Below are 26,000 nucleotides of genomic sequence, written 5' to 3'. Positions count from 1 at the left end.
TCTTTGTCGGAGGCTCTTTTCCTAGATTTAGAATGGATTGCCCTGAAGGAATTAACAACTTACCTGGGTGACATTCTAATGGCCCCATCCAGTCTGATGGTTTCCCCATTCAGCATTGGATTCGTTATGATGCTTTCCGTTAGTTTAGCGTACTCTTCTGGATACCCGAGCCTTGATGGGAATGGTACGGTTTTCCCTAATGACGTCCTAGCTTCATCAGGTAACGAATCGAACATCGGAGTATGGAATAGACCCGGTGCAATCGATACGACACGTATCCCTTTGCTGGCAAGCTCCCTTGCGATTGGCAGAGTCATACCAACAATCCCACCCTTGGAGGCACTATATGCGGCTTGTCCGATTTGTCCTTCAAAGGCAGCGACCGAAGCAGTATTGATAATGACGCCACGCTCCCCTTCTTGATTCGGCTCATTTTCGACCATTTTTTCCGCGGCAAGCCGGATTACGTTAAACGTACCGACCAAATTGATTTGCACGACTTTTGAGAACGCTTTCAATTCATGCGTACCTTTTCTGCCTATGACCCTCTCTGCAATTGCAATGCCTGCACAGTTGATGACCGCATTGATGCTCCCGAATTTTTTCATCCCTTCATCCAACGCCACCGATACGCTTTCTTCACTTGTTACATCCGTTTTAATAAATAGGACTGAATCTCCCAATTCCTGAGCCATTTTAGCGCCTTTTTCCTCAGAAAGGTCAAATATGACCGCTTTTCCACCTTTTTTAATGATGTTTCTTACTGTCGCGGCTCCAAGACCTGAAGCTCCTCCTGTCACAACTGCAATCGTTTCTTGAATTTCCAAATCCTCACCCCATTTGTTTCTAGAATATATATTCATCTTTCACTATCATCAAAACCTATTTTCAAGATTTATTTCACCGCTTGCCTGCTTTATCGTTCACTTTCAAGTCATGAAGGGTTTCGGTAAAGCCTTTGATTACCTGTTCAAAATCCTGCTTCAGCCCATCCAGCTCTTTAATGCGTTCATTTATTTCGTTCAGCTTCTGTCCTGCAGTTTCAATCGTTTTTTCCAATTGCTTTATGCCTGTCCTATCCTTATCGAATAAAAGGACGATATCTTTTATTTCCACTAACGAAAAACCATACTTCTTACCGCGCATTATGATTTTGAGCTGCGCATATTCCTTCTTTCCATAAACCCTTTTTCCCGTTTCGGTACGCTTTGGTTTAAGCATACCCAGTTCCTCATAATATCGGAGGGTCCTTGTCGTCAATCCGAATTCTTTTGCTAAATCAGAAATGGTGTACATGTTAAAACCACACTTTGCAAAGGGATTATTTACCTTCATTTTAACATTGACGTTAACGTAAACTTCAATAATTATTCACAAAATTTATAATATATGAAACTGTATGAAAGATTTAAATTGATATACTAAGGGTATATTCTTTTAAAGAAGGGAATGATCGCTCAATGCTATGTTCAAAAATATTAGTTGCTTATGATGAATCCGAATTGGCACTTAAATCTTTAGAAAAAGCGATTGAATTAGCGAAGCTGGATCCCGCTATCGAAATCCAGGTGCTTCACGCTGTTACGCTGCCAATCAAACCAAATATATATGGCAATGCCTTTCAGGAAATTGAAGAATCCATGCTCAAGTATGGCAAGGAAGTGATTAAAAAAGCGGAAGCGCTTTTATCCGAAATCCCGAATGCATCCCAAACATTTGTCATAGAGGGTTCAGCCATCACGGCTTTATTGGAACATGCAAAATCCCAGAATTGCGACCTTATCATCATGGGCAGCCGCGGATTGAGTGGCTTCAAGGAATTCCTTGGCAGCGTGAGCCACTATATCGTTCAACATTCCCCAGTTCCTGTCTTGCTGGTCAAATAAAATTCACGGCAGTACTCTTTATGACCAGCCCTTTCCTAGGCTGGGTTCCCCTTGGAATCCAGCTTATTTATGCGTGCATGAAATCCAAACTTATCATGTTTTACAAACACTTCCGTTTACAGGTAAAATGAAACTAATTTAAACGAGGATAACAGGTGACGCAATGGATATTAAACATTTGCAATACTTTATAGAGGTAACCAATTTCAATAGCTTCACTCGGGCTGCCGACCATTTATTCATTACCCAGCCGACCATCAGCAAGATGATTAAAAACCTGGAAGCCGAGCTAGGAGTTGAGCTTTTTGATCGTTCACGCAAGCAACTGATTTTGACCGATGCAGGCAGGGTCGTCTTAGAGCAGGCAAAATTGATTGATAAGGCCTTCCATAATTTAGAAACGGAAATGGACAATTTATTAGGTTTGAAAAAAGGACATATACGCATCGGGCTTCCGCCGATAATAGACGCTTCTTTCTTCCCCCGGATACTTAGCCGTTTTCACGAGGATTATCCTAATATTACCTTTCAATTAGTAGAGGATGGTTCAAAGAAAATAGAAGAATCCGTTCAAAGTGACTTAATTGATATAGGCGTAATAGTCCTGCCAACCAACACCGCACTTTTTCATCATTTTGCTTTTTTGGAAGAAGACATCAACTTGATTGTCCATCCCTCCCATCCGCATGCTTGTGTGGAAGAAATTGATTTGGCCGACCTGGAAAAGGAATCTTTCATCTTATTCAATAAAGATTACGTCCTTCGAGATCTCATCATTTCATCCTGTAGTGAAGCTGGTTTTTCTCCACATATCGTCACGGAAAGTTCACGATGGGATTTTATTGAGGAAATGGTTTACTGTAAACTTGGCGTTGCTCTATTACCTGAAAGTTTATGTCGTCATGATGATCGCGTAAAGACAATCAAGGTTAAAAACCCCTCTATTAGTTGGAATTTAGGATTTATTTGGAGTAAGGACCATTACCTTTCATACGCTGCAAAAGAATGGCTGAAATATACGAGGGAAGCGTTATCACATAAGCAGTGAATTATCTAGCATGATTGATGTAAGCACTATCATAGCTTTAGGTTATGCACATGATAACATCTAACCATTTTACAATGAGTTACAGCGGGGTTAGACTAGTATAAGTAAAAAGCACGGTAAATGCTGATGGATCCACATATTCTAAAAAGGAGATATTCATGATCACTTTATCTAGTGTCGATGAGTTACAGGCAACAGAAGCAGCGCTGGAGAAAATTAAATATTCATACCCCGAACTATTTGATAAACTGCTCCATGTCGTTGCCTTAACACGGGCTCTTCAATTTAAATATCAATATATGGGCACATTACTCATGGATGAAAACCCTAACGAATACACCCCTGAATTCGTTATGCCCTCCGTTATCGGATTATATATAGAGGAAGTTCAAAAGTTAAAGGATGATCCGAATATCCAGGCATTACTTCAGACCTTCTCCCAAAATAAAAATATTGGATATGCCAAAATCAGTATGCTTGTGCTCGGTAAAAGCCCTGAATCGCTTTTAGGCGCCTCATGCATCAAATGAAGCCCCCTGATATACCCGAAAAAAAACCTCCCTTTTATGGAAGGTTTTTTTCTTTACGTGTAATTAAAGCACTTTACTCAAAAAGGCTTTAGTCCTTTCCTGCTGGGGATTATTGAAAATCTCACTAGGAATATTTTCTTCAATAATATAACCTTCGTCCATGAAAATCACACGATCTCCAACTTCTTTTGCAAACCCCATCTCATGGGTCACAACTACCATGGTCATGCCTTCCTTAGCCAGCTGCTTCATGACCTCAAGGACTTCGCCGACCATTTCCGGATCTAGAGCGGAAGTCGGCTCGTCGAATAGCATGATTTTCGGTTCCATCGCCAACGCCCTGGCAATTGCGACGCGCTGCTTTTGTCCCCCCGATAATGAATCCGGATATGCGTTCGCTTTCTCGGCAAGTCCGACTTTCTTAAGCAGTTCCATCCCTCTTTGGGAAGCCTGTTCTTTGGATATCTTGCGGACCTTTATCGGCGCAAGCATTATATTCTCAAGAACAGTCTTATGTGGAAATAAGTTAAAATGCTGAAATACCATGCCAACTTCCGTCCGGACTTTATTGATATTGACCTTCTTATCTGTCGTATCAAGCCCTTCAATGAAAATATGGCCTCCCGTTATCGTTTCAAGTTGATTGATGCACCTTAGGAAAGTGGATTTTCCCGACCCAGAAGGACCAATCACCACGACTACTTCCCGAGGGGAAACGATTGCATTGATATTTTTCAATACATCATTATCGCCAAATGACTTCTTAAGATTCTCCACCTTTATCATTCTGTTTTCAACCTACTTTCGAGTCTATTTAATACAAAACTTAAGATGAGGGTAAGGAATAGATAGATGAAGGCACACGCCAAGTATGGCTCCCACACTTTAAAGTACTGACTCCCCATCGCTTTCCCCCAATACATCAATTCCGGGGCAGCAATGACACAAAGCAGTGATGAATCCTTCAATAATACGATGAATTCATTTCCTAACGGAGGAATCATCCGTTTGAAGGCTTGAGGCAATACAACATGTATCATTGTTTGGACATGGGTCATTCCCAATGAACGGGCCCCTTCCATTTGCCCTTTATCGATGGATTGAATGCCCGCCCGGAAAATTTCGGCAATATATGCAGCTGCATTTAAAGATAAAGCAATGACACCGGCAGTTACTGCATTCGTTTCCCCGGTAAAAAAGGGCACGATTCCAAAATGGATTAAAAAGATTTGAACTAAAAGCGGTGTTCCGCGAAAAACCGTGACATAACAGTAAAATGGAAAGGCAAGCACCTTGTTTCTCATGATTTTCCCTAAACCGATCAATAACCCCAAAAAGGTTCCGATGAGGATGGAGGAAACTGACAGCCCTATAGTAAGCAATGTTCCTTTTAATAAGAAAGGAGCATATTCAAAAATAATATCCCAGCGAAAACTCATTTTGTTTCCCTCCTAAGGCCAAAAAAACTGCGTAACTTCACACGTAAAGTTACGCAATCTTTTTACTATCCATTTATTTTTATTGTTGTGATTTCAATGTTTCTATATCTGGATCAGTACCAAACCACTCTTTATATATTTCTGCATATTTCCCATTTTCATAAATGGCATTCACGGCTTTATCGAACTCCGATTTCAATTCACTGCCTTTTGGGAACATAAGACCATAAAACTCCTCATTGAAACTTTTGCTATCTTCAACGACTTTCAGTTTTTGATCGGGGTTATTTTTCACATATTCTTCAACAACCGTATTATCAGCTACGACAGCCGCAGCTCCGCCTTTTAGTAATTCCTGAATGGCCAGGTTATTATTTTCGAATTTTTTGATATCCTTGTGATTCTTTCCAAGGAGTTTCTCTACCGCTTCCTGTCCAGTAGTACCGGTCTGAACGGCAATGACGTTTCCTTTCAATTCATCTCCAGATTTTATATCACTATTCTCAGGAACGAGAATCTTGTTTGTGGATAAGAAATACGGAACCGAGAAGTCATAAGATTGTTTTCTTTCGTCATTCACTGTAATCGCAGATATGGCGACATCCGCTCTCTTACCTTCGATTTCAACAAAAATCGGATCCCAGCCAACAGTTTCCAATTTAACTTCATAACCCGCTTCTTTTGCAACGGCATTGATGAAATCAACATCGAATCCTACAATCTTATCGCCTTCAAGATATTCAAATGGAGCATAGTTGGCGTCCGTCACGATCCTGAGTGTTTTTCCATTGGACTCTTCTTCATTACCAGTTGTCGAGACTTCCTTACCCTTCCCGCATCCTGTCATGACTAGTAACAAAGAAGCTACCATGGCAAACACTAAAAAAGAAACCTTTTTCAAAATAATCCCCTCTTCTCTCTCGTAAACTCTCTTTTTTTTTAAAAAAAACAGATAAATCTAACTTTAGAGAACATTCAGTATATTCTTTTAAGAATATTATACGTTTATTTGTTTTTTTATGCAATAAAAAGTCGACAAATAACTTTAGTAAAATAAAATTTTAATCAATTAACTTGGTAAATCAAATACGCAGCTAAGCTCCAATGGGGAAAGATGCACCCTTTTACCCTTTATTCGAATTAATGGATATTATATTGAAAATAGATAGTGCCACCTTTCAAAAGGTTTAATAGAACAAAAATAAGCAGCGGCCATATTAGCGTGGCCGCTGCTCAAATGATTATTATGGAACTTCCTTATTCCCCTCTTCAATATCTAACATATCCAACAGGAAGATGAAAATCGGTATTCCGATGATCAATCCCCATATCCCAAGGAAATGCTCGGAAAACAATAGGATGATGAAGGTGAAAAATGTTGGAAGATTTGTTTTTGCCGACATGAATTTCGGATTTAAAATATAGCTTTCAATTGCATGGATTACAACTATCATGATTAATACAGCAATCACTTTGGGCATGCCGCCGATACTATAGGCAATCATACTAAGTGGAATGAGGGAGATGATGACCCCTGCAACCGGAATCAACCCCAGGAAGAAAATCATGATCCCTAGACCGAGCAACTGCGGGAAGCCAAGAATCCATAAGAAAGTTACAGATAGGACAGCATTCGTAATGGCTATCAAGAACTGGACCTCAATCACCTTTCCGAATGAATTGATGAATTTGACGCCAAAGTGGCTTAAGTTTATAAAGAAAGATTTAAATTTGGCCCGCTTGAATTTAGAAGTGAAACGAATGATTTTATCTTTTTCCAATAAGAAAAATAGACTAAGCAACATGGAAATGAAAATTTGAAATGCCAGTTTACCGAAATCGGATATATAAAGATAGAGTGTATTCATCTGTGTTTGAAGATCGAGCGGCGATCGCAGCTCGTTCATTATATTAATGGCATATTGAATGACCCTGCTATCTGGTGGATGTTGAAAGAAGAAAACGATCTGTGTCACTAATTCCGTGAATTGTAGCGTAATGACCGGTAGATATTTATAAAGAACGATGGCTAAACAAGAAATGACGACTGCATATAAAAAGCTTATAACAACCTTAGAGTTGATATGCATCACTTTATTCAGCCGAATCATGATAAATTGCTCCAGCCTTCCCATCAGGAAAGTGAAAACAAATGTGAATAACACGATATTAACCATACTGCCGATGCTTATTAAAAAGAGAACTAATACAATTAATGTAATTAACCTTGAAAAACCTTCGCTTTGCAAATACTCTTTTACCACTTACCTATCTCCTAACTACCATTCTGCCGTGATAATTCCATCTACCTTTCATTTTACACGGAATTGAGGAATTCTACTACAATTACCTTCCATTGACAACAAAATTATTTGAATAATCGGTAAGACTCAGGATGAAGACGTAGTTAAGACCGTTTTCGAAAATTCGACCATTAATTTCTCAGCTCTTTCTGCATGAAAAAACATCTGCCAAATCGGCAGATGCCAGACTTTAGACAAACTCAATGAAAATCGAGTATGTCTAAGCTTTTTTATTGTTTTTTAGAATTTGGACGTTGATTTCCGCTCCAGCCACTCGCTTTCCGCGGGTGGTCGCGGAGCCTCCTCAGCTTGCGCCTGCGGGGTCTCCTCTAGACGCGCTTTTCCCTCAGAAGTCTCGTACCTTCCGCTCCAATCAACCAAATGGGCAGATGTTAATCTTCATCCTTCACATCGATATCTTCGGGGATGGGTTCGTTATAATAATCCGCTAAATCCTTCTTATATTTCTCCATCTGTTCAAGATGCATATTAAACTGATCTTTAAAAATCAAATGCTGCTCACCATCATGAACGGTGCGAATTTTATTTTGAACGATCAAACTTTCTATATAAGATTCCGGCATCGATAGATATTCCGCAGTCTCTTTTACTGTCAAGTACATGCCTTCACCCCTTTTCCTCTCTAACTATACTAGATATGAGGCATTATTTGAAGCGCTTGATTTTTAACTGAAAACCCCTTACATGCCAAGGAAAGGACGATACCCGATTCGGGGTATTGTCATGCAACCTCACCAGCTTAATCATTTTCCGCCAATGGAACATTTTAGATAAAACAACTTACAATCCCTTCCATTAACATGTAAGATAATGTTAAAGCAATATATCCATAGATTAAGAGGAGTGGACAAAGATGACCTTCTTTTATGTCATTCTTGCGGCAATTTTTGCTGTTTTCCTGGTCAATTTCGTTAAAGGGCTAAGTGAACCGGCTAAATTAGAACGCTATCAAAATGAATTCCGTAAATACCATGGTGAAACTTTAGATCTGCATGCAACGGAAATCGTTTCAGAAGCATTGATAGAAAAGCTTAATAAAGCACTGGATTTCAATTATATGGAAAAAGTCAATACTGAATTCCGCCTGAAGCATCCTCGGGACTCACAGTTAAAGGTCAATCAGGCTTGGCGTGAATTGAAACGCTATTTGATTATGGCTGCAGTGTTTGGAAAAGTTGAAATGTTTAATTCAGTCATCGATGAGTTATGGCATATCATGCTGAACTATAGACAGGAATATGATGAGTTTTGCCAGTTTTTCATCGGTAGGACCATTCAGCACCATCCTCATTCAGAACCTGTTTTCAAACCCGATGAGCGCACTCTTTTTGACTTTTACTATGTACAGCTATTTACGGTGGACTCCCATTCCATTCAAAAATGGGGCAAATTTTTCAAACATGATAAAGGGCTAACGCTTCTCCGAGATTTTGAAACGTTGGAGCTGGAGCAGTTAAAAGAGAAATATATGCGGAAACCGACAAGTATACAGGCGGAACGGACCTTTGAATCTTTCACTTCCCAATTTAAAGAAAATCGCCCCATGACAGAATTGAATTGGCGGAAAACGTACGATCAGACTGACTACGCAGCTCCCGCCTATTTCACTTATGCAAGCACCGATGATTTCGACAGCGATTTTAAAGATATTTTCGGTAATGAACCGAACACAGTTTCCACTGGATCCGGCCATGCAGATCATGGTGGCCATAACGGTTCCCATGACAGCAGTTCTGATTCCTCTTCAAGCTGTTCTTCATGCAGTTCTTGTTCGTCTTGAGCTTTTCGCTTGGAGAAATCCAAGCGTTTTTGTATACACAAGAATTAGATGAACTGGATTGATGAAGCTTAATTTTTCACTCAATTTTAAAGGAGTTACAACTGATATGCATGATAATGAGATACGAAAATTCAGACCAGTTTTTGTCTATGCAAATTTGGAAAATAAGAAAAAATTAGTACAAGGTTTAACTGAAGATCGAGTGAAATTAATTCAAGAATTAAAAAAATATAGAAATGCCCTTTCACCATTTTTAATTAATGTTTTGCAAACTAATATAGATCAGTGGGAAATAGAAATTCATGATTGGCAGGAAGAAATAAAGAAAGTAGAAGCAGAGAAAGAGAGCTTTTAAGTACTCTCGGTTTGCAGACAAAAAGGGTTCGGAATTTATAAATTCCGAACCCTTTTTGAGATTTCCTTTGAATTTTCTTCCAAGGTTAAGAGCTTGGGTATTTGACGCATTCCATTTCCTTCTTCATTAATTCCACCGATTGAACCAATTCTTGATCCTTTGTTTATTTTTCTCAAGAACCTCCTTCGATGTCCGGTTGTCTTTTTGTTTTTTCCATTCAAAGAAAGATGCAATTCCGATAAGCAGCCCTCCACCGATGATTAAATACAGCCACCATGGCATCTCGCTCCACATAGAATTGGTATTCATATAGACATTGAATAAAATCGTCCCAGTTCCAGCGATGAAATAGGATTTGTATTTCATCATGAATCCAAAGAGCATTGCTGCCAATGACACGGTTCCGATAATGAGGGCATCATATAAGGTGTTTCCTGCCATTGCATCAATGATCAGGGCTAAAAACAAAAGGAAAACAATACCGCTTTCGATATATTGTGTGATTTTGCCTTTAACAAAGATTTTCCTCAGCAGAGTGGTGCTGACAATGAACAGCGGCAGAATATTCGCCTCCTCCTCAAGTACAGGAGGGATCGTGAGCTGATCGACAATGACCCAATACGGATATAGGCTGAACAAAATCGCTGCTGCCAACTGGGATTTTCTTTCCAACATGCCTGTCGTCGTGCTTCTCATCAAAATGAAATAGGCCGGAATCAGAAGTGCCGCGATGATTTCCAAAATGAAATGTGCCGGTCCCCCTGTCAAAACATCCATGTTCATGGCAAGAAGAAACAGCAGACCATAGACTCTGTAAAAATCCAATTGAAGTCCTGCCCCGCCTTTATCTAGCAAGTCTTTAAAGTATTTCCTGCTTAGCAGGACCATTATGGCCGTACACCCAAAAAGGACTGCCGTTCCAACGAAAGGCTGTAATGTGTCCGCGTACATGATGATGATCCAATACGGATACAAACTGAGAACTCCCGTCAGCCAAACGTAGATGCCCTTTTCTTTTACATCCTTTGTGAAACTTCCAATCAAGATGAAGTAAACCGTGATCAAGAGCGATACAAAAACTTCGAGTAACTGGGTCAATGTTTCAGTTGCTGGAAATCCCCGATTCATGGCCAGTAAAAACAGCAGGCCATATATCCTGTATGCATCGAAGGTGATTCCTGTTTCTTCTTTTTTGATTAAACCATCGAAATAACGCCGGCTTAAAAGCAGCATCCCTGACATACAGCCAAAAAGGAATAGCAATCCCATTACAACAGATAAGCTGTCGGCATAGCCGACTATGATTAAGAAGGGATACAGACTGACTAGTGCAGCAATATTGGAATAGATTTTCCTTTCTAGCTTTTCCGCTGTCAAGCTTCTCAGGAAAATGAAATAAGCGGTTAACAGCAGCGATACAAAGACTTGGAGTAACTGATGCTTAGTATCATTAAAAACCTCCGCATTCATATCGATCAAAAAGAATAAACCATAAATCCTGAAAGGATCAAAGCTGATGATGCCTGATCCGTTTTTCTTGAGTAATCCGCTGGAATACAGGCTGCTTAACAACAACATTCCTGCCATACAGCCAAAAAGAACAGCCAAACTCGTGACGATTGGGAGTGTATGGGCATAAACTATGATATTGATGAACGGGAAAAGGCCGATGATTGCCGCTATTCCCGAGTAAATGCTTTTTTCTTTCTTATAGATCGTGAATCTTCCCATCAGGATGAAGTAGCTAGGCAACAGCAGGGAAACAAAAATCCCCAAAATCGCAGAACCTGTATCACTCATAAACACTTCCAGATTCAGAGTACACAGATATAACAAGCCAAAAATTCGATAATAATCAATGACTCTCTTCGTTCCCTCTTGGTTGAGCAATCCTTTGAAAAGGCGTCTGCTAGCCATCATCATCACAACCATACATACAAGCAATACGATAATCGCCATAACCAGAGCTAATGTATTTACATACATATTATAGAAGATGAACGCCAGGCCTAGAGGAACCGCAACATAGTTCCGCCAATTCCTTTGCATGAGCAGATACCAGGCAAACAAGAGCTGTACAGTCATCACTCCTACCCAGACTAACTCGCGGTTAAGTGGAAAGTCCCGGATTGCCGTTTCCAAAATGGATATGCTTATCCCTAAATGAATGAATGGAATAAGGTAATACTCAATGATGCCTTTCCAATTCTTATTGGATAACGCCCACAGAATGGTTATGAGTCCTGCTGTAATCATCATGCATATTGATGTAATGAATACCATTTGCTCCATGTTTACCACAAATAAATGGACCTGTAGGAAAAGGACTGAAAACCCTAGGTACGTAAAAACGTATTTTTCCCATTTCACATGCGCCCTTAAAGCACTTAAAATATAAATCGACAGTTGTGCAACATATAGTAACGGTGAGCTTTCCGTAAAAATAATGAGCAAATATCCAACAGGAATCGCCAGTAAATTGGCAAGGTGACTTGCGTAAATGAAATACAGTTTCCCATTTTTTGAATATTTCCCAAGCCATTCTCCTAATAGGAAAAAGATAATGGGGCCGAGCAACACGAACGCAATCCTCAGCACCATTGAAGCAAAATCAAAAACATCGTAGAGTGAAGCATATAAGCTGGCACTTGTAATCACGACAGGCACCCAGAATATGTGCTTCCGATGGATATGGACGGACCAGCCGTTTATTGCGGTAGCTACGGCAATCACTCCGCTTGCCTCCAAAGGATTCTGTGAATCGAATGGAATCGATATCAAGGAAAGGAAGGAAAGAATCTGTCCGCTATATGCAAAAACTGGAAATAATTTATGGTATCCCTTTTTAAATGTGTAAGCTGCACCGATGGAAATCAGTGAAACACCCATTAAATAGACGCTGAGCGGGATATTTGACCGAACCCATTCTAAACTCTCCATCAAATATGGATAGAAAGCAACCAAAGCCAGTACGAAAGTGATTGGAAATCCGTATAAGGCATTTTCCTTCATATGCTTTGTTTCGTCTTTTATAAATGTGATGAAGAAAAGCCCAGAGATCATGGCGAGCGCCACACTAACTGCAAGCCAATCCATTTCGCTGAATTTAATGGTCAGTATCACTAACATGATCATTGGGGAGATAAGTAAGATACTCTTCCTAAACAGGATGTACCTTGGGTGACGATTATATAAATATACTCCAAGATATTGAATGACCTGAATAACAAAAATCAGATTTAAGATGGTAGAAAAAGAGACTGGCAATGCAAAGAAAAGGTATAGTAACGCTAAGTCGAAAATAACAACAGCCGGGTACGTGAGGCTTGAATTTCTCGATTGAAGGGAAACATAGGCAAGCTGAGCGGATACTAACATGAGCGCGACGAATATTTGCGCATAGTTCTCCTGGTACACCATCGCGTTACTATATAAGAAAACGATCCCGCTCCCAATCAAACTGGTGAACATGAAGTTCTTGGAAAGCTTAGTCATTTTTGATTTAACCAGATATTTCGATAGCATGGTAAAAATGATTGGTACAAATGCAAATGCGGTGATCATGTACTCACTTAAAAACGAGTTATAAACAAGATGGATATATCCATACGTGAAAACGGCGCTAAAAGCCATTTCATAATATTTTTTTTGGAATTTGACAGAAATAATTAAAAACAAAACAGAAAAGACCATCAACGTTAGCGAATACACCAAGTTGCTTGAAAATAACGTCAGGATCACAAAGGTCTCCACGATAATCTTAAACTGGATAAATTGAAAAATGAATGGTTTAAATAACGTTAGTGCTTTTTGATTTTTCAATTGCTCAATATTCCATAATAGCATTAAATTAAGAACGCCAATCGCCAAAAACATCCACGCAATAGTCGGCGTCACAAAAGCCAATCCGAAATAGCAGGTAATGGCAAACGTGAATATTGAAATGAAAATGAATATTTTCGACTTGAAGTAGTCAGCAATCTTACAATAAATGGCTAAGCAGAGTAATCCCCCAAGAAACCCCAGAAGCCCCCGCCCCCCACCATTAAGTGAAAGGTACTCTCCAAAAATCCGATAATATGAAGCTGATAAAATCGTAATCGGAATGAATAAACCCGCTAGCGTCAGGAATGCAAAAGAGGTCTGTTCAATTTTCAGTTTCGAAGCGATGAAGGCCATCCCTGCAAAAATGACGGATACCATTCCAATGAAGAGAACTTTCAGGACCGCATTCAGATCCCCCCATGAAGTGGTTGCTAAAATCAACCCGCCAAACAGAAGCAATATGACCCCAGTGAGCAGGATGACAGAAATATTCCGTTCCCTGATTTGCTCAGGTGTTTTCTTCGGCCTTGCCGGTTTTACCGGTTTCTCCCGCTTGATGGCCTGCTTTTGAATAACCGGTTTCCTATCAGTGATCTCCTTGACAGGTTCAAGGCTCTCCTCTAAACCGGATTCAATGTGAACATACCCGGCCTTCTCATCTTTCATTATCGATTCGTTCAATCCACTGGATTCCTGAAATTGCAATGAAGATTCTTCGATCAGGCTATCCTGAATCCTCTTATCGGCACTTTCACCGATTACCGTTTCAGTTCCATGGGTGGATTTCTTCTTTTCTTGCTCTAAGCGCTTTTGTTTATGGAGGGCTAATTGAAAATGCCGATTGTATGCCCTGCTAATCCGGATATATTCTGATTTAGGGATGAGCCGCCTTTCCCATAAAACATCCAGCTCTTCTTGGAAAATACGCTTCCTTCTTTCTAATGTCATTTCTTCGTTTGAAGAGTCATTCATTCCAAGCTTCCCCTTCCTTCAAATAGACCTTCTATCATCTTATGTATAATCTCTTTTCGATAATAACAAAGTTTTTCCATTTTTAAAATATTTAGGATAATGCACCAAGGTTGTTCCTACTGACTCAAAAAAAAAGAATGACTTCCATTGAAGCCATCCAACGTTTCTATTATATTGATTTTACTTTATCCTCGCTCCTGATAATGCATAAATAAACGATCATTGAAATGAAAATCGAGGCGGCTGCAGTGATATAGATGCTCCTATATCCGAAGAGGAAGCCAATCTGCCCGAACACGATGGCACCTATGCCCACTCCAAGATCGAAAAATGAAAAGTATGTGGCATTCGCCATCGCCTTCCGATTTGGTGCCGTCTTTTCAATCGACCATGCCTGCAGCGCCGGCTGGACAGAACCGAATCCAAATCCATAAAGCACTGCCGCAATGTAAAGGACCGCTTCACTCGGCATCCATGCAAGCAGGAGCATCCCAGCCATGATGAGTACTGTTGAAGGCACGAATATGGCTCGATGTCCCCTTCGGTCATATAATCGACCCGCAAATAATCTCGTGACCATGAGGGCCATTGCATATACTAAAAAATACCACTGAATTCCATCCACACCTTTTTCCGCTGTATACAGGGGAAGGAAGGTTGCAATTCCACCGAATGTAACGGAAATGAAGAAAATGAGCAATGATGGCTGAAGGGCACTTTTTTCATATATATCAAACCTTTTGGCTCTGACAGCCGCGGAAGGATCACTTTCCACTTTTTGATACCGAATAAGTGATGCTGTAACAATGGCGAAAAATCCCAATAATGAACAGATCAAAAACAACTCTTGAAACGGAAGGACCGTAACTAGAAAAAGACCCAATGATGGCCCGAATGCCAGCGCTAAGTTACCCGATAATCCGTAATACCCCATCCCCTCACCACGCCGTTTCGCAGGGATTATATCGGAAGCAATCGTTCCTGAAGCCGTTGAAGAAAATCCCCAGCCGACGCCCTGTACAATCCGCATCATGAATAACAAGCCGATGCTTCCCATAAAACCGAAGGAACCCACTGACAATGCAAAAATGGCTAAACCGGCAAGAAAAACCATGCGCCTTCCCTTCGTCTCCAATAATCTGCCGGCAATCGGCCGAACGAGCAAGGCCGAAAAAGTGAAGATTCCAAGGACAGCCCCCACCAGGCGATCGTCACCGCCAAGCTGTTCCACAAACAGCGGGAGGGTCGGCATCGTCATTTGAAAACCCATGAAGATGCACATATTTGCCAAACAGATCATGATGAAATCACGTGTCCAGATTTTATCAGTCCCTCTTACCCGTTCATCCACTAAGGTTTCCCTCATATCCCTTCACCTTCTAATTATTATAGTCATTGCCAGTTTACTAAAATTGGTTAAAATAAGCGAATGATTTATTTCGGGTACCTAAATATATATATATAAATAAAAGCCCAGTATGACACTGGCCCCCCCCTATATCTTTCATCTACCGGCCCGAACAAGTTTCTGTTCTTTTCTTCGCCGTTTATCTTGAAACATTTTTTGATCCGCTTCCATGAATAAACTATCCATATTTCCTTTTGAATTCGAACGGTAAGCATGCCCAAATGACATACTGATGTGAGGGCCTTTTTTTAGATCGTTTTGCAAAAGGATTTCTTCCTTTAATAATTCACAAAGAGATTCCACTTCTTGCTTGCTTCTATCAATTAGCAGAATGGCAAACTCATCTCCTCCCACTCTCGCTAAAACAGCGATGTCAGAGAATATCCGTTTCAATAGATTTGCCGCTTCTTTAATCAATTCATCCCCTTTCTTATGGCCATGCGTATCATTCATATATTTCAGCTCATCTAAATCACACAAAATCATGGCAACCGGAGTATCAAAATCCAGATTGGATTTGGCAAATATATTATCAAAAAACTGTCGATTATGGATATTCGTTAATGGGTCATGGGACATTTGATACTCAATATCCTGTATGAATCTCACTCTTTCATCGATATTGCGAATGATTCCTTGAACGGCTACCAATTCATCTTTTTCATATATAGGTGTAGCATATTCCTCGAACCACAAAAAATCCCCCTCGATATTTTTCCAACGTTGAATGACCGGCTTAGTATAATCAATCCCACCATATATCTTTTCATTTAGGATTTCAAAGTCATCAGGATGAATCCTTCCGAAAGGGGAGGAAGGGTCATTGTATGCTTCTTCCAAGACGCCATGACCTAAAAGTGTATTGATGGATGGACTTAGATACCTGAACTTGGAACTTGGGTTTGTTTCGTAGAAGTAGATAATATCCTTAGAACTTTCCACTATATTAAAAACCTTTTTTTGCACTTCGAATCCTTTCTTCCGATAGTCCTTTTCCCTTTTCTTGCGAGTGAAGATCGTACGTTTAAATATATCCAATGACAATTTATTGAATTTCATTCCACAGCCCCCATACTTTTGAAGTCATTTTCATTAAAATCTTTCCTTAGATTTGATGGCGGACTTACACTCATTACTTTTAACATAATTATCCTTTATATATTATAATTCCAAAACATCTAAAGGAAAAACTTTAAATGTTTTTCCTTATCTCCTTAAGTAAATGGGAAAGCTTCTAGCAATGGCCGCATAATTGAAAAAAGCCGCTTCCAATTGGATCGGCTTTTTCATGCTTCATGACTATTTCGTTATCTCGATTTTCCCATTATTCGTTTCCAATTTCACTAAGTTTTCACCTTTGCCAATGACAGTATCTCCCTCATACTTACCAAGGATATCCACTCTCCCATTGTCAACATGAACATCGAAAGTTGTATTTGTCGGTTCATTCTCCGTTTGGATCATGATTTTACCATTATTACTTTCGAAATCGATCTCCCTATCCAAGTCTTTCGTGACCAATGTGATTTTACCGTTATTCGATGACCCAACCAGTTTTCCCTCCACATTATTAAGCTCTACTTTTCCATTAGCAGATTTCACTTCAACTTTTTCGGTTATTATATCATTTAATTCTACCCGGCCATTTTGAGACCTCACATTTAGATCTTCACTTTTCAATCCTGATATTTGCAATTTTCCATTATCGGATTCGACGACAAAGGATTTATAAGATTCATCAGGCACATACACCTTTAAATGTAAGGATTGAATATGAAAACCAAAGCTAAAGGTACGTCGATCTTTTAATTGTACCGAAAGCTTCTTCCCTTCCACATCTGCGGTGAAATCCAACTTGGAAACATCCATCCCTTTTGAAACCAACTCTATCCTTGTCTCCTTATCCTTGGTTGGAACGACCTCTACAGCTGCATTGTCAGTGTCGATCTGAATGTCCGTTACGATTTCCGAAATCGTTTTTTCCTCTGTAGTCGTTTCCTTATCCGTCACTTGGGAAAACGTAAACAGACTTCCTATTACTCCGATCAATAACAATACAAGTGCAATGATCGATAATTTTTTTACATTAATCATTTTTCAAACCGCCTTTCACAAGAGAAGCGTTAAATTTTAAATAGCGAATGAATCCTTTAGTTAAAGCACTCGTAGCGACAAACATTCCCATGGCAATGAAAATTCCAATCCCGCATAATCCCAATGCGAAGAAAAGATCGAATAATTGAAAATTACCTATCGCAAGGTTAAAAAGAACGCCAAACGGAGCTAGAATGAACGCTATCGCCGAAGCCCATCCTGCAATGACAACTCCGATCAATGCTATAAATGGTCCCAAAACGATCACTAAATTAAAGAATCCCAAACCAATGACTGCCCAAACTGCCCGCATTACATTACCTGCTGAAGTAGTTTGCTCGACCTGACCAAGACGATAGGATGCCATCAGTTCCTTGGAAATCTGTTTAGGATTCCCAAGAGATTTGGAGATTTCCTGCTCTGACTTCCCTTCTTCCATTCCAATTTCGAAATACTCTTCGTAATCTTGAAGGATATCTTCCCGTTCCTCTAAGGAAAGTCTGGTTAAAGAGGCATTCAATTGTTTTAAAAATTGTTCTTTATTCATTGGTTCACACCTTCCTTGATTAATTGATTGACCCCATTGGAAAATTCATTCCATTCCGTCAACAGCTCTTGAAGGTATCTCCGGCCTTTGTCGGTTAAAGTATAATACTTGCGCGGAGGCCCTTCTGTTGATTCTTGTAAATATGTCGTAAAATACTCTTCCTTCGTCAATCGTCGTAAAAGTGGATATACCGACCCTTCCGATATTTCAATTTGATCTGAAATCTTCTGTACAAGTTCATACCCATAGCGATCCTGCTTATCCAATAAGACCAGGACACACAGCTCCAGGACACCTTTCTTAAATTGCACATTCATAGCACCATCACTCCTTCCAAGAGTTCTTCAGTATAGTTCAATAAACAGTACTGAACACCGAACAATACATCTTATGTAAATAATTTACCACACGGTACTGTTCATTGCAAGGTACTATAAATATTTTTTTGGTACTACATGCGTTCCATTAAGGGTAGAAGAAAATTAGCATTATATTCAAAGCGGCAAGAGAATACGATGTATAATAGTAAAATGTGGAAGGAGGAGTTACTTTGGCCAACAAAGAAATAACGAAAAAGCAATTCGAGTTTCTTGAACATGAATTTAATTACCTTGAAAAGGAAGGAGTCATCTCCCAGCAAGAGAAAGTGAGGATGTTAGATTCCTATGACGTAAAAGGTAATTTGAGCTTCATCACTATTCTATTATCCATTGGGGCACTTCTTTTAGGTTTAGGCGTATTGACCTTCGTAGCCAGCAACTGGATTTATTTAAGTAAAGCGGTTAAATTCCTGCTTATCATTGCATGCCTAATCGGAGTGAACTTTGCTGGCGTGAAGGTGCAGGTACGCTTTCCCAAAACGTCACGAAGTCTGCATTATGCAGGTATTCTGATCTTTGGTTCAGGGATTTTTCTAATTGAGCAGATGTTTAATATCAGCATCAACTTCAACAGTTCCTTTTTATTATGGGCGATCGGTACGGTATTCATTGGATACTATTTGAAGGATGTCTTCGTTCTCCTTTTTACATCTTTCCTGCTTTTCGTTTATATTAACGGAAGTATATTCGTTGATGAAACAGCTTATCCGCTTGCCATTCTTGTATTTCTGCCGGCTTTATACATTCTGTTAAAGAAATTCGATTACCCTAAATATCTGACCTTTTTCATTAACGCTTTAGCCATCAATACAATTGCCTTATTTCTTATGGAATTCGTGCCTAAGCTGGAGTTTGAAAATTCGAATACGATTGTCCTTTCCATTCTGTTTGTTCTGGGAATCGTGCTTGCCTATATTCCGGTAAGAGCCAAATTACAAAACACCACCCACATACAAGGGCATATCTTACATGGTATTACTGCACTCTTCCTTACCTTTGATTTTTCAATCTGGTTCCCTTTAGCTTATTTCGTTTTTCTGCTTTATCTCATTCTAAAAGGCAGTTTGACCAGCATCGTGATAATATGTGTACTGATCTTCAGATATTACATCTATTCTTTTGACTTCCTGCCAAAATCACTTACATTCATCATCGGCGGAATCATGCTTATCGGTTTTGGCTTCTTCTTCGAAAATCAACGAAAAAAAGGAGGGGAGCTCAATGAATAATCCATTATTCCGGCCACTTATCGTATTTTCCATTCCAGTCTTGATTCTGTTAGTCTTGGCGTTTCCTCCGGTCTGGACAACAATGACAGGAGATGTAATCAAGATCAAAACAGCCCCGGTCGACCCGACTGACTTGTTTAGGGGAAGCTATGTGGCTTTGAAATACGAAATTGAATCCGTTAAGCCATCACAGGTCGATGACTCGATTAAAACCGAGTTCCATACAAGAAATATGGGGGATTTTAAAAAGGTATATGTACGTTTAAAACAAAATAAGGATGGACTTTACGTTGTCGATTACGTAACGAAAGAAAAACCCGGCAAAGGCGTTTACCTTAAAGGGAAATTGGAAATCCCATATGACCTGCACAATGCTGAAACCATTCAGATCAGATACGGCCTGGACAATTATTTCGCATCCGAGGAAAAGGCAAAGGAATTGGAGAAGGAAGCATTGGCCAATCCTTCAGTCGCCGTCGTAAAGGTTCGTAATGGGAATGTTGTTTTAACGGATATCATCATTGAATGAATGAACCCGGAAATGACTAGCAAAAAGAGCATCGGTTTTACGATGCTCTTTTTATTGCTGGACTTTTTTCATATGAACATCAGATGTTACTTAATGACTCGCTTTGCCCCTATATATTTTTCTTTCCAATACTTATCACTCATTTTGACGACCTTGACCCCTTTGGTGGTGGTCCCGATAAATGTACCATTTCCATAATAGATTCCTACAAAAGAAACCTGCCCTTTCTTACCTGTCGCATAGAAGACCAAATCTCCCGCTTTTAAATCTTTTTGCTTAACGGCCTTTCCGATTTTATACTGTTCCGCACTCGTTCTTGGAATCTTCATTTCTGTCGCGGCATTTTTATATACATACTGGGTTAGACCGCTAGCATCAAACCCTTTTGGGGTCGTCCCCCCATATTTATAATTGCTTCCCACCTGCTTCTTTGCCAAAGCGGCAACTTCATCGCCATAATTGATAGAGGCTGAAGCATTAGCCGGATTGAATATGAATGCCATCAATAATGCTCCGATCAAAACTATGGCTGCAAGCCATTTTGAAACTGGTAAACTATAACTCATCCTTTTTCCTCCCCAAACTGAAAATGAACCACAATTTTAAATGTATGCTGCATTTCGGTTTTCAGACCAAAATCATTTTAATTGGTGCCATCATCATTTCTGCAAAAAAACAAATAACCAGATAACGCCGTTGTGTAGCAAGTTACGGTGTTATCTGGTATATTCTACTCTTCAATAGATGAAAGAATAGTGCCCATTACTTAGGCTCATCGTATTGTCGTGCATTCTCACTATCGCTTAGACCTTTAGTAGTATGATCGACCACACCGCCGACCCCAAAGAATGTAAGCGCTATGAAGTTAATGATGCCTAAAGCCCCGTTCAATGCATCATCAGTAATGGTAAAGCCTATAGGGGTAATGAAATTGTTTATGAACGCGGCAACCATCTGCGCCAATAATAAAAGCCCAGGAAGGAGTACCGTGAATATAAACGTCGGATTCTTAAAACGCACTTTCCAGTTGATCATTGCTTTTCCCCCTCTCTATCATATTAAGTCCGAAATAGTTGCAGACTTACTATATATTATGCGGCTTGTCCTTTTTACGTTCGGAAATTCCATAAATAATCTATCTCTCTAGTTTCCCATTAACATGAAAAAGCCCATCAGTGGATGGACCTTCTCTTAAACTATCAAATAGTTTTAAAAAACGATAGAGCGCCTCACTTTAACAAGTAAGTAACAACTTTCTCAAGCTCTATATACTCCTTTGCGTGCCAGTTGATTCCTTCCTTTACTTAAATAAGCTTCTGCCTCTATAGGTAATTTGGAAATCACCGTCCGCTTACCTTTTCTCTCAATCTCCCCCGGAAATGATACTGGCGGCAAGTCCTCTGCCAGCCAAAACGGTTTATACTGCTGAGGCAATTTATAACCTGATTATATTGAACGCTTGATCTCAAACTCCATTTTTTTCCTCCCAAAACAATCCGATCCGTTCGGCAGCTTCTGTCAATCTTTCGGCCGGCTGGACCAAGGCCATCCGAACATACCCTTCACCCTGCTTCCCAAAAGCATCGCCTGGAACGACCGTGACCCCTGCTTTTTCAATCAATGCATAGGAAAAATCACGTGATTTCCAGCCAGCAGGAATTCTGGCCCAAATAAACATGGTAGCTGAGGTTTTCGGCACATGCCACCCCCCTCTAGCAAGACCTGATATCAATGCATTACGTCGGGACTCATATTCCTTAACCTGTTCGGACAGCAGCGAAAGATTGGAAGTCAGTGCCATCTCGGCAGCTTTTTGGATAGGATAAAAAACTCCATAATCGATGTGTGATTTCAACGTTCCCAGGATGTTCAGCACCTCTTGATTACCCACCGCATACCCAATGCGGCAGCCGGCCATGTTAAAAGTTTTGGAAAGTGAGTTAAACTCGATCCCCACTTCCTTGGCACCAGGAATGGACATAAAACTAATTTGCGGATGATCATCAAAAATCAATTCGGAATAAGCAAAATCGTGAACCACCATGATCTCGTTCTTTTTCGCAAACGATATGACTTCCGCAAAGAAAGCTTCATCAGCAAGGGCGGTGACAGGATTTCCTGGATAACTGATGATCATCATTTTGGTCTTTTTCAATATTTCTTCCGGAACTCCGTTGAGCTGCGGAAGGAATCCATTTTCGGCAGTAAGCGGCATCGGATAAATGATTCCGCCGGCAAGCTCTACACTCGCTTCATAAATTGGATATCCCGGATCTGGCACCAACACATAATCTCCAGGGTTTATCATCGCCGTTGCCAAGTGTGCAAGGCCATCCTGCGATCCCATCAGTTGTAGGACTTCCCTTTCTGCATCCAGCTCCACTCCATAACGCTTCCGATAAAAATAACCGACTGCCTCATGGAATTCAGGCGTACCTTTTAACGTATACCCATAGGAACTCGGATCCTGCGCATACTTCACAAGCGTATCCACTACGAAATCAGGCGGTGGTAAATCCGGACTTCCTACACTCAAATCGATAACATCCAGTCCACGTTTCATTGCATCCTGCTTGCGTTCCGCCAACTCTGAAAATATCCCTGTTGTGAATCTTCCGACTTTTTTAGATGGAGTCATATTCATTCTACAATTCCCCTCCATTAATGATTTATATCTATCATTATAGCAATCAATCTCGAGTACTTTAAGAATTCATCAGTATCTGTTCCAGAGCCTCATCAAGATGAGGGAATTTAAATGCATACCCCGCCTTTTCCAATCTCTCAGGTATGACCCACCGGCTTTTTAATATCAATTCTGTTTCGGTACCCATAAAGAAAGCCCCCATTTCAAGCATGGGTGTTGGACAGGGCAGTCCAATCCTAATATTCATGAGCTTTCTCAAATGAGCCATCAATTCACGATTTGTAACTGGATTCGGAGATGAACAATTAAACACCCCGCTCAAATCCTGATTCTTTCTCAGAAAAAGGACAATGTTAAATAAATCTTCTAAATGTATCCAACTGAATTTCTGTTTTCCTGATCCTTGATGGCCTCCCAGACCAAATTTAACCAAATTCCTATATGGGGTCATCACTCCCCCATCTCCCAATACAATGGCGATCCGTAAAGCAATTTGTCTCGTCTTGGGTAATCGGAAATCGAAAAATGAGCGCTCCCACGCTTTCGCCACATCTACGGAAAAGCCTGAACCGATTACACCATCCCCCTCTGTCATTGGTTTATCCTCAGCATGCCTGTATATCGTTGCAGTACTTGAGTTTATCCATAATGAAGGCGGATTTTCACATTGTTCAATCGCCTTACCTAGCACTTCAGTCGTATCGGTTCGTGAATCCAATATTTCTTTCTTATTCTTGGCATTGTAGCGGCAATTGACCGTTTTTCCTGCTAGGTTTATTAACATATCCGAATTATCGATCGTTTCCCTTATTCCTTCTATATCTTCCCAGCCAGTATGCGGGGTTTGCCTGGAGATGATCCTTACCTCATATCCCAAATTCCTGAAATGCTTTTCAAAGTATTGACCGACAAAACCAGTCCCGCCAGCTAAAACCACTTTCTTTAGCATATATCCAACCCGCTTTCTTTTATGAGTGAATAGGTCCAATGATAACCAGTTCAGCCCTTATTGTGAATTACTTCACAATTATACCATATTATTACATCGACTGGTATCACCACTACATAACGTAAACGTGTTCAACAAATGGTGAACTTGTCCAAGCACAAAGGAATAATACACATAAATTAGTAATGTGAAAATTTATAAAACAAAGGGATGATTGCAGTGTCAAACAAAAAACTAAGAAGAACTGGTGAATCCGATAATGCTGGTTCCACAACTGGCGGTTCAGGTATTGGCAATTCAGAAAATGGAAATAGCAGTGTTAGGACTGCCTTGAGAAGAATCTTAAAAGATTTATTAAACAATAATGGAGGTACTTCAATCAAGGAACCTATTTCAATCAAGAAATTCAGAAGAGATTAAGAGATTTCTTTTTTGAGATTAACATGGAAACCCTTTGGAATAATCTAAAGGGTTTCTATATTAATAAACAATAATATGATCTCCGCTTTTTGGTTTAATAGAGAAAAAGGAGAAGTAATGATGTATTTTCGAGACTGGAAGCCTAAAAAAGATATCAAGACTTTAACGGATATTACAATAAGTAATTTTCGGGTTTCGTCTGATACAGTGCATGAAATTTTGCAAAAGTCACATAAGGTACTTGTAATTTGTAATGATAAAGGTAAAGTAGTGGGATTTCTTTGTTATAATCTTTATTTATATAAATTCGCTCATGTTAATTATGTAGTCCTTGACAAGAAATATAGAGGAAAGGGAATTCTGCAATCCCTTTTACCGAAATTAGTGGCTCATGCGAGAGAAAAAGGAATCCTTGCAGTGTCCGGTTTGGTAAACAGAAATAACCCTGAAGCATTGCAGAAATTTAAAGACTTTGGCTTTAAACCAATTTTAACTTATCAAGATGACATTCTAATTCAATCCTTTATATAACAAGGGCCTCCTGCCCCCAACTTTGCGTAATTAAGAAGATAGATTGTGAAAACATGGATTAAATATGAAGCATGTGTTCCTCCATACAAAACTAGGGATTGAAACCGCCTGTAAATTCTGCACGAATTCATGGGCATTTTCCCTGTACTCTCATAAATAATAGTAAAAAATTCACTACCTCAAGTAGTTCATTGAATTTTCTATTTTTTCAAATGAATCCCATTATTTTCACCATCCATTCGTGTATAGTGAATGTATACCTGCAAAAAGGGGGATCTTTATGAAATCGATAGAACTTATCATCTTGAATCTGGAAGAGGTTAGAAGAAGAAACATTAAACTATGGACTTCAATACCTAAAGGCACACTACATTGGAAGCCAGACGACAAGGCAATGAGCTGTTTAGAAATGGTTAGACATGTCCTTGATAGTGAGCATTACTACCATTTATCCATTAAAAATCAAGGCAGCTTACCCGTTTATGAATCACCATTTGAAAAACAGCCGCTTATCTCTGTCGAAGCCGAATTAAACTATGCGGAACCTTACAGGCGTGACTTTTTGGAAACAATCCTATCCTTCAGCGAGGACGACTTATCCACTATTAAAATTGACCGCTCCGATATTGGGTATATCAGGGATTTAGGAGATATGTTGCTAAGGATCGCTTATCATGAGTCTGTACATACTGGTCAATTATTGGACTACTTAAGAACTGCTGGAGTTCCTAGAATTAGCGTTTGGGATTAACTGCATTTTCATAGGGTAATTCATCACGGTGAAGCACCCAGACTTTAGGCAAACTCGATGAAAATCGTGTTTGCCTAAAGTTTTTTTATTGCTTGTACAATTTGGACGTTGATTTCCACTCCAGGCACTTGCTCCAATTAACTTAGTTTAAAATTCCCTGTAGTCTTTATTGTTTTAAAATAGACTGGATAGTTTGATTATCATGGAGCATCAGGGAACATATAAGTTGCATCTGCGGCAAAGGATTCGGTTTTCCAACTTTCTCAATCAATTGTTCAACAAGTGGCTCTAAGTTTGACTGTCATGTGTATTTCCAGGTGTTACAATCATTGATCATCAAGAAAATGTTTCATGTA

General features: G+C 39.8%; 27 protein-coding genes. 10 read left to right on the top strand and 17 right to left on the bottom strand.

All coding sequences use genetic code 11. The features are described from left to right. Positions 1-59: 59 nt before the first annotated feature. On the bottom strand, positions 60-827 hold the full coding sequence (locus tag ACYP5M_RS23255) for a 3-hydroxyacyl-CoA dehydrogenase (protein ID WP_459735576.1): 768 nt from the start codon (positions 825-827) through the stop codon (positions 60-62). A 73-nt stretch (positions 828-900) separates the two neighbouring features. Next, complete coding sequence (locus ACYP5M_RS23250; protein ID WP_101225946.1) at positions 901-1,296, bottom strand: MerR family transcriptional regulator; 396 nt, start codon at positions 1,294-1,296, stop codon at positions 901-903. A gap of 164 nt (positions 1,297-1,460) precedes the next feature. Here ACYP5M_RS23250 and ACYP5M_RS23245 point away from each other — a divergent pair, with 164 nt between their 5' ends. The 3 genes from ACYP5M_RS23245 to ACYP5M_RS23235 all read left to right on the top strand — a co-directional run bounded on the left by ACYP5M_RS23245 (position 1,461) and on the right by ACYP5M_RS23235 (position 3,464). Beyond that, complete coding sequence (locus tag ACYP5M_RS23245; protein ID WP_101225945.1) at positions 1,461-1,886, top strand: universal stress protein; 426 nt, start codon at positions 1,461-1,463, stop codon at positions 1,884-1,886. Between the two features lie 163 nt (positions 1,887-2,049). Continuing rightward, positions 2,050-2,934, top strand: a complete 885-nt coding sequence (gene cidR / locus ACYP5M_RS23240; protein ID WP_434167909.1) for a cidABC operon transcriptional activator CidR — start codon at positions 2,050-2,052, stop codon at positions 2,932-2,934. A 158-nt stretch (positions 2,935-3,092) separates the two neighbouring features. Next, complete coding sequence (locus ACYP5M_RS23235) at positions 3,093-3,464, top strand: hypothetical protein (protein WP_101225943.1); 372 nt, start codon at positions 3,093-3,095, stop codon at positions 3,462-3,464. Positions 3,465-3,527: 63 nt separating this feature from the next. Here ACYP5M_RS23235 and ACYP5M_RS23230 read toward each other — a convergent pair whose 3' ends face one another. From ACYP5M_RS23230 to ACYP5M_RS23210, 5 genes are all read right to left on the bottom strand, one after another. Continuing rightward, positions 3,528-4,250: an amino acid ABC transporter ATP-binding protein gene (locus tag ACYP5M_RS23230; protein ID WP_076371113.1), complete on the bottom strand. Its 723-nt coding sequence runs from the start codon at positions 4,248-4,250 to the stop codon at positions 3,528-3,530. Beyond that, complete coding sequence (locus ACYP5M_RS23225; protein ID WP_101225942.1) at positions 4,247-4,903, bottom strand: amino acid ABC transporter permease; 657 nt, start codon at positions 4,901-4,903, stop codon at positions 4,247-4,249. The genes ACYP5M_RS23230 and ACYP5M_RS23225 overlap by 4 nt, the downstream gene beginning before the upstream one ends. A 79-nt stretch (positions 4,904-4,982) precedes the next feature. Next, positions 4,983-5,804, bottom strand: coding sequence for a basic amino acid ABC transporter substrate-binding protein (locus ACYP5M_RS23220; protein ID WP_101225941.1), 822 nt, complete (start codon positions 5,802-5,804; stop codon positions 4,983-4,985). Positions 5,805-6,147: 343 nt separating this feature from the next. Further along, positions 6,148-7,167 (bottom strand): AI-2E family transporter, encoded by a 1,020-nt coding sequence (locus ACYP5M_RS23215; protein ID WP_230178816.1) that lies wholly within the window; start codon positions 7,165-7,167, stop codon positions 6,148-6,150. A 431-nt stretch (positions 7,168-7,598) separates the two neighbouring features. After that, on the bottom strand, positions 7,599-7,829 hold the full coding sequence (locus ACYP5M_RS23210; protein ID WP_048687214.1) for an excisionase family DNA-binding protein: 231 nt from the start codon (positions 7,827-7,829) through the stop codon (positions 7,599-7,601). A 251-nt stretch (positions 7,830-8,080) separates the two neighbouring features. On the opposite strand from ACYP5M_RS23210, the gene ACYP5M_RS23205 reads away from it, so the two are divergent. Both ACYP5M_RS23205 and ACYP5M_RS23200 read left to right on the top strand, forming a co-directional pair. Next, positions 8,081-9,007 (top strand): glycine-rich domain-containing protein, encoded by a 927-nt coding sequence (locus tag ACYP5M_RS23205; RefSeq protein ID WP_459735575.1) that lies wholly within the window; start codon positions 8,081-8,083, stop codon positions 9,005-9,007. 106 nt (positions 9,008-9,113) lie between these two features. Continuing rightward, a complete protein-coding gene (locus tag ACYP5M_RS23200) occupies positions 9,114-9,362 on the top strand; it encodes a hypothetical protein (RefSeq protein ID WP_434167910.1) in 249 nt (82 codons plus the stop codon). Between the two features lie 126 nt (positions 9,363-9,488). On the opposite strand, the gene ACYP5M_RS23195 is transcribed toward ACYP5M_RS23200, so the two are convergent. The 6 genes from ACYP5M_RS23195 to ACYP5M_RS23170 all read right to left on the bottom strand — a co-directional run bounded on the left by ACYP5M_RS23195 (position 9,489) and on the right by ACYP5M_RS23170 (position 18,525). Then, positions 9,489-14,159, bottom strand: coding sequence for a hypothetical protein (locus ACYP5M_RS23195; RefSeq protein ID WP_459735574.1), 4,671 nt, complete (start codon positions 14,157-14,159; stop codon positions 9,489-9,491). A gap of 169 nt (positions 14,160-14,328) precedes the next feature. Further along, on the bottom strand, positions 14,329-15,525 hold the full coding sequence (locus ACYP5M_RS23190; RefSeq protein WP_230178422.1) for an MFS transporter: 1,197 nt from the start codon (positions 15,523-15,525) through the stop codon (positions 14,329-14,331). 138 nt (positions 15,526-15,663) lie between these two features. After that, positions 15,664-16,626 carry a sensor domain-containing diguanylate cyclase gene (locus ACYP5M_RS23185; RefSeq protein WP_459735573.1) on the bottom strand — a complete coding sequence of 321 codons (963 nt, stop codon included), beginning with the start codon at positions 16,624-16,626 and terminating at the stop codon, positions 15,664-15,666. A gap of 240 nt (positions 16,627-16,866) precedes the next feature. Then, positions 16,867-17,661, bottom strand: a complete 795-nt coding sequence (locus ACYP5M_RS23180) for a DUF4097 family beta strand repeat-containing protein (protein WP_459735572.1) — start codon at positions 17,659-17,661, stop codon at positions 16,867-16,869. Next, positions 17,654-18,208 carry an HAAS signaling domain-containing protein gene (locus tag ACYP5M_RS23175; protein WP_101225494.1) on the bottom strand — a complete coding sequence of 185 codons (555 nt, stop codon included), beginning with the start codon at positions 18,206-18,208 and terminating at the stop codon, positions 17,654-17,656. The genes ACYP5M_RS23180 and ACYP5M_RS23175 overlap by 8 nt, the downstream gene beginning before the upstream one ends. Further along, complete coding sequence (locus tag ACYP5M_RS23170; RefSeq protein WP_101225495.1) at positions 18,205-18,525, bottom strand: PadR family transcriptional regulator; 321 nt, start codon at positions 18,523-18,525, stop codon at positions 18,205-18,207. The genes ACYP5M_RS23175 and ACYP5M_RS23170 overlap by 4 nt, the downstream gene beginning before the upstream one ends. A 233-nt stretch (positions 18,526-18,758) precedes the next feature. Between ACYP5M_RS23170 and ACYP5M_RS23165 the strand changes: the two genes are divergently transcribed. Together ACYP5M_RS23165 and ACYP5M_RS23160 are read left to right on the top strand one after the other, a co-directional pair. Then, complete coding sequence (locus ACYP5M_RS23165) at positions 18,759-19,817, top strand: DUF2157 domain-containing protein (protein WP_459735571.1); 1,059 nt, start codon at positions 18,759-18,761, stop codon at positions 19,815-19,817. Continuing rightward, entirely contained in the window at positions 19,810-20,346 is a 537-nt protein-coding gene (locus ACYP5M_RS23160; protein WP_459735570.1) for a GDYXXLXY domain-containing protein, read from the top strand. Before ACYP5M_RS23165 ends, ACYP5M_RS23160 begins: the two co-directional genes overlap by 8 nt. 86 nt (positions 20,347-20,432) lie before the next feature. Here ACYP5M_RS23160 and ACYP5M_RS23155 read toward each other — a convergent pair whose 3' ends face one another. The 4 genes from ACYP5M_RS23155 to ACYP5M_RS23140 all read right to left on the bottom strand — a co-directional run bounded on the left by ACYP5M_RS23155 (position 20,433) and on the right by ACYP5M_RS23140 (position 23,942). After that, a complete protein-coding gene (locus ACYP5M_RS23155) occupies positions 20,433-20,912 on the bottom strand; it encodes a C40 family peptidase (RefSeq protein ID WP_101225498.1) in 480 nt (159 codons plus the stop codon). Between the two features lie 196 nt (positions 20,913-21,108). After that, the gene (locus tag ACYP5M_RS23150) at positions 21,109-21,381 is read right to left on the bottom strand and encodes a phage holin (RefSeq protein WP_101225499.1); all 273 of its coding nucleotides are present in this window, start codon (positions 21,379-21,381) and stop codon (positions 21,109-21,111) included. Positions 21,382-21,811: 430 nt separating this feature from the next. After that, positions 21,812-22,990: an LL-diaminopimelate aminotransferase gene (locus tag ACYP5M_RS23145; RefSeq protein ID WP_459735569.1), complete on the bottom strand. Its 1,179-nt coding sequence runs from the start codon at positions 22,988-22,990 to the stop codon at positions 21,812-21,814. Positions 22,991-23,051: 61 nt separating this feature from the next. Further along, positions 23,052-23,942 carry a TIGR01777 family oxidoreductase gene (locus ACYP5M_RS23140; protein WP_434167917.1) on the bottom strand — a complete coding sequence of 297 codons (891 nt, stop codon included), beginning with the start codon at positions 23,940-23,942 and terminating at the stop codon, positions 23,052-23,054. Between the two features lie 219 nt (positions 23,943-24,161). On the opposite strand from ACYP5M_RS23140, the gene ACYP5M_RS23135 reads away from it, so the two are divergent. The 3 genes from ACYP5M_RS23135 to ACYP5M_RS23125 all read left to right on the top strand — a co-directional run bounded on the left by ACYP5M_RS23135 (position 24,162) and on the right by ACYP5M_RS23125 (position 25,644). After that, on the top strand, positions 24,162-24,362 hold the full coding sequence (locus ACYP5M_RS23135) for a hypothetical protein (protein ID WP_434167918.1): 201 nt from the start codon (positions 24,162-24,164) through the stop codon (positions 24,360-24,362). Positions 24,363-24,482: 120 nt separating this feature from the next. Continuing rightward, positions 24,483-24,893 (top strand): N-acetyltransferase family protein, encoded by a 411-nt coding sequence (locus ACYP5M_RS23130; RefSeq protein ID WP_459735568.1) that lies wholly within the window; start codon positions 24,483-24,485, stop codon positions 24,891-24,893. Positions 24,894-25,173: 280 nt separating this feature from the next. After that, the gene (locus ACYP5M_RS23125) at positions 25,174-25,644 is read left to right on the top strand and encodes a DinB family protein (RefSeq protein ID WP_434167921.1); all 471 of its coding nucleotides are present in this window, start codon (positions 25,174-25,176) and stop codon (positions 25,642-25,644) included. The last annotated feature ends 356 nt before the right edge of the window (positions 25,645-26,000 follow it).

The organism is Peribacillus sp. N1, assembly GCF_054600815.1.
Note: the sequence above shows the minus strand (reverse complement) of the source record. Positions and strands in the feature narration are given on the sequence as shown.

Bases quoted from the DNA above. Each gene is read 5' to 3' on its own strand.
- ACYP5M_RS23250 (WP_101225946.1), bottom strand. From the start codon at position 1,296: ATGTACACCATTTCTGATTTAGCAAAAGAATTCGGATTGACGACAAGG.
- ACYP5M_RS23245 (WP_101225945.1), top strand. From the start codon at position 1,461: ATGCTATGTTCAAAAATATTAGTTGCTTATGATGAATCCGAATTGGCA.
- cidR (WP_434167909.1), top strand. From the start codon at position 2,050: ATGGATATTAAACATTTGCAATACTTTATAGAGGTAACCAATTTCAAT.
- ACYP5M_RS23235 (WP_101225943.1), top strand. From the start codon at position 3,093: ATGATCACTTTATCTAGTGTCGATGAGTTACAGGCAACAGAAGCAGCG.
- ACYP5M_RS23230 (WP_076371113.1), bottom strand. From the start codon at position 4,250: ATGATAAAGGTGGAGAATCTTAAGAAGTCATTTGGCGATAATGATGTA.
- ACYP5M_RS23225 (WP_101225942.1), bottom strand. From the start codon at position 4,903: ATGAGTTTTCGCTGGGATATTATTTTTGAATATGCTCCTTTCTTATTA.
- ACYP5M_RS23210 (WP_048687214.1), bottom strand. From the start codon at position 7,829: ATGTACTTGACAGTAAAAGAGACTGCGGAATATCTATCGATGCCGGAA.
- ACYP5M_RS23205 (WP_459735575.1), top strand. From the start codon at position 8,081: ATGACCTTCTTTTATGTCATTCTTGCGGCAATTTTTGCTGTTTTCCTG.
- ACYP5M_RS23200 (WP_434167910.1), top strand. From the start codon at position 9,114: ATGCATGATAATGAGATACGAAAATTCAGACCAGTTTTTGTCTATGCA.
- ACYP5M_RS23195 (WP_459735574.1), bottom strand. From the start codon at position 14,159: ATGAATGACTCTTCAAACGAAGAAATGACATTAGAAAGAAGGAAGCGT.
- ACYP5M_RS23190 (WP_230178422.1), bottom strand. From the start codon at position 15,525: ATGAGGGAAACCTTAGTGGATGAACGGGTAAGAGGGACTGATAAAATC.
- ACYP5M_RS23185 (WP_459735573.1), bottom strand. From the start codon at position 16,626: ATGAAATTCAATAAATTGTCATTGGATATATTTAAACGTACGATCTTC.
- ACYP5M_RS23180 (WP_459735572.1), bottom strand. From the start codon at position 17,661: ATGATTAATGTAAAAAAATTATCGATCATTGCACTTGTATTGTTATTG.
- ACYP5M_RS23175 (WP_101225494.1), bottom strand. From the start codon at position 18,208: ATGAATAAAGAACAATTTTTAAAACAATTGAATGCCTCTTTAACCAGA.
- ACYP5M_RS23170 (WP_101225495.1), bottom strand. From the start codon at position 18,525: ATGAATGTGCAATTTAAGAAAGGTGTCCTGGAGCTGTGTGTCCTGGTC.
- ACYP5M_RS23160 (WP_459735570.1), top strand. From the start codon at position 19,810: ATGAATAATCCATTATTCCGGCCACTTATCGTATTTTCCATTCCAGTC.
- ACYP5M_RS23155 (WP_101225498.1), bottom strand. From the start codon at position 20,912: ATGAGTTATAGTTTACCAGTTTCAAAATGGCTTGCAGCCATAGTTTTG.
- ACYP5M_RS23150 (WP_101225499.1), bottom strand. From the start codon at position 21,381: ATGATCAACTGGAAAGTGCGTTTTAAGAATCCGACGTTTATATTCACG.
- ACYP5M_RS23145 (WP_459735569.1), bottom strand. From the start codon at position 22,990: ATGAATATGACTCCATCTAAAAAAGTCGGAAGATTCACAACAGGGATA.
- ACYP5M_RS23140 (WP_434167917.1), bottom strand. From the start codon at position 23,942: ATGCTAAAGAAAGTGGTTTTAGCTGGCGGGACTGGTTTTGTCGGTCAA.
- ACYP5M_RS23130 (WP_459735568.1), top strand. From the start codon at position 24,483: ATGTATTTTCGAGACTGGAAGCCTAAAAAAGATATCAAGACTTTAACG.
- ACYP5M_RS23125 (WP_434167921.1), top strand. From the start codon at position 25,174: ATGAAATCGATAGAACTTATCATCTTGAATCTGGAAGAGGTTAGAAGA.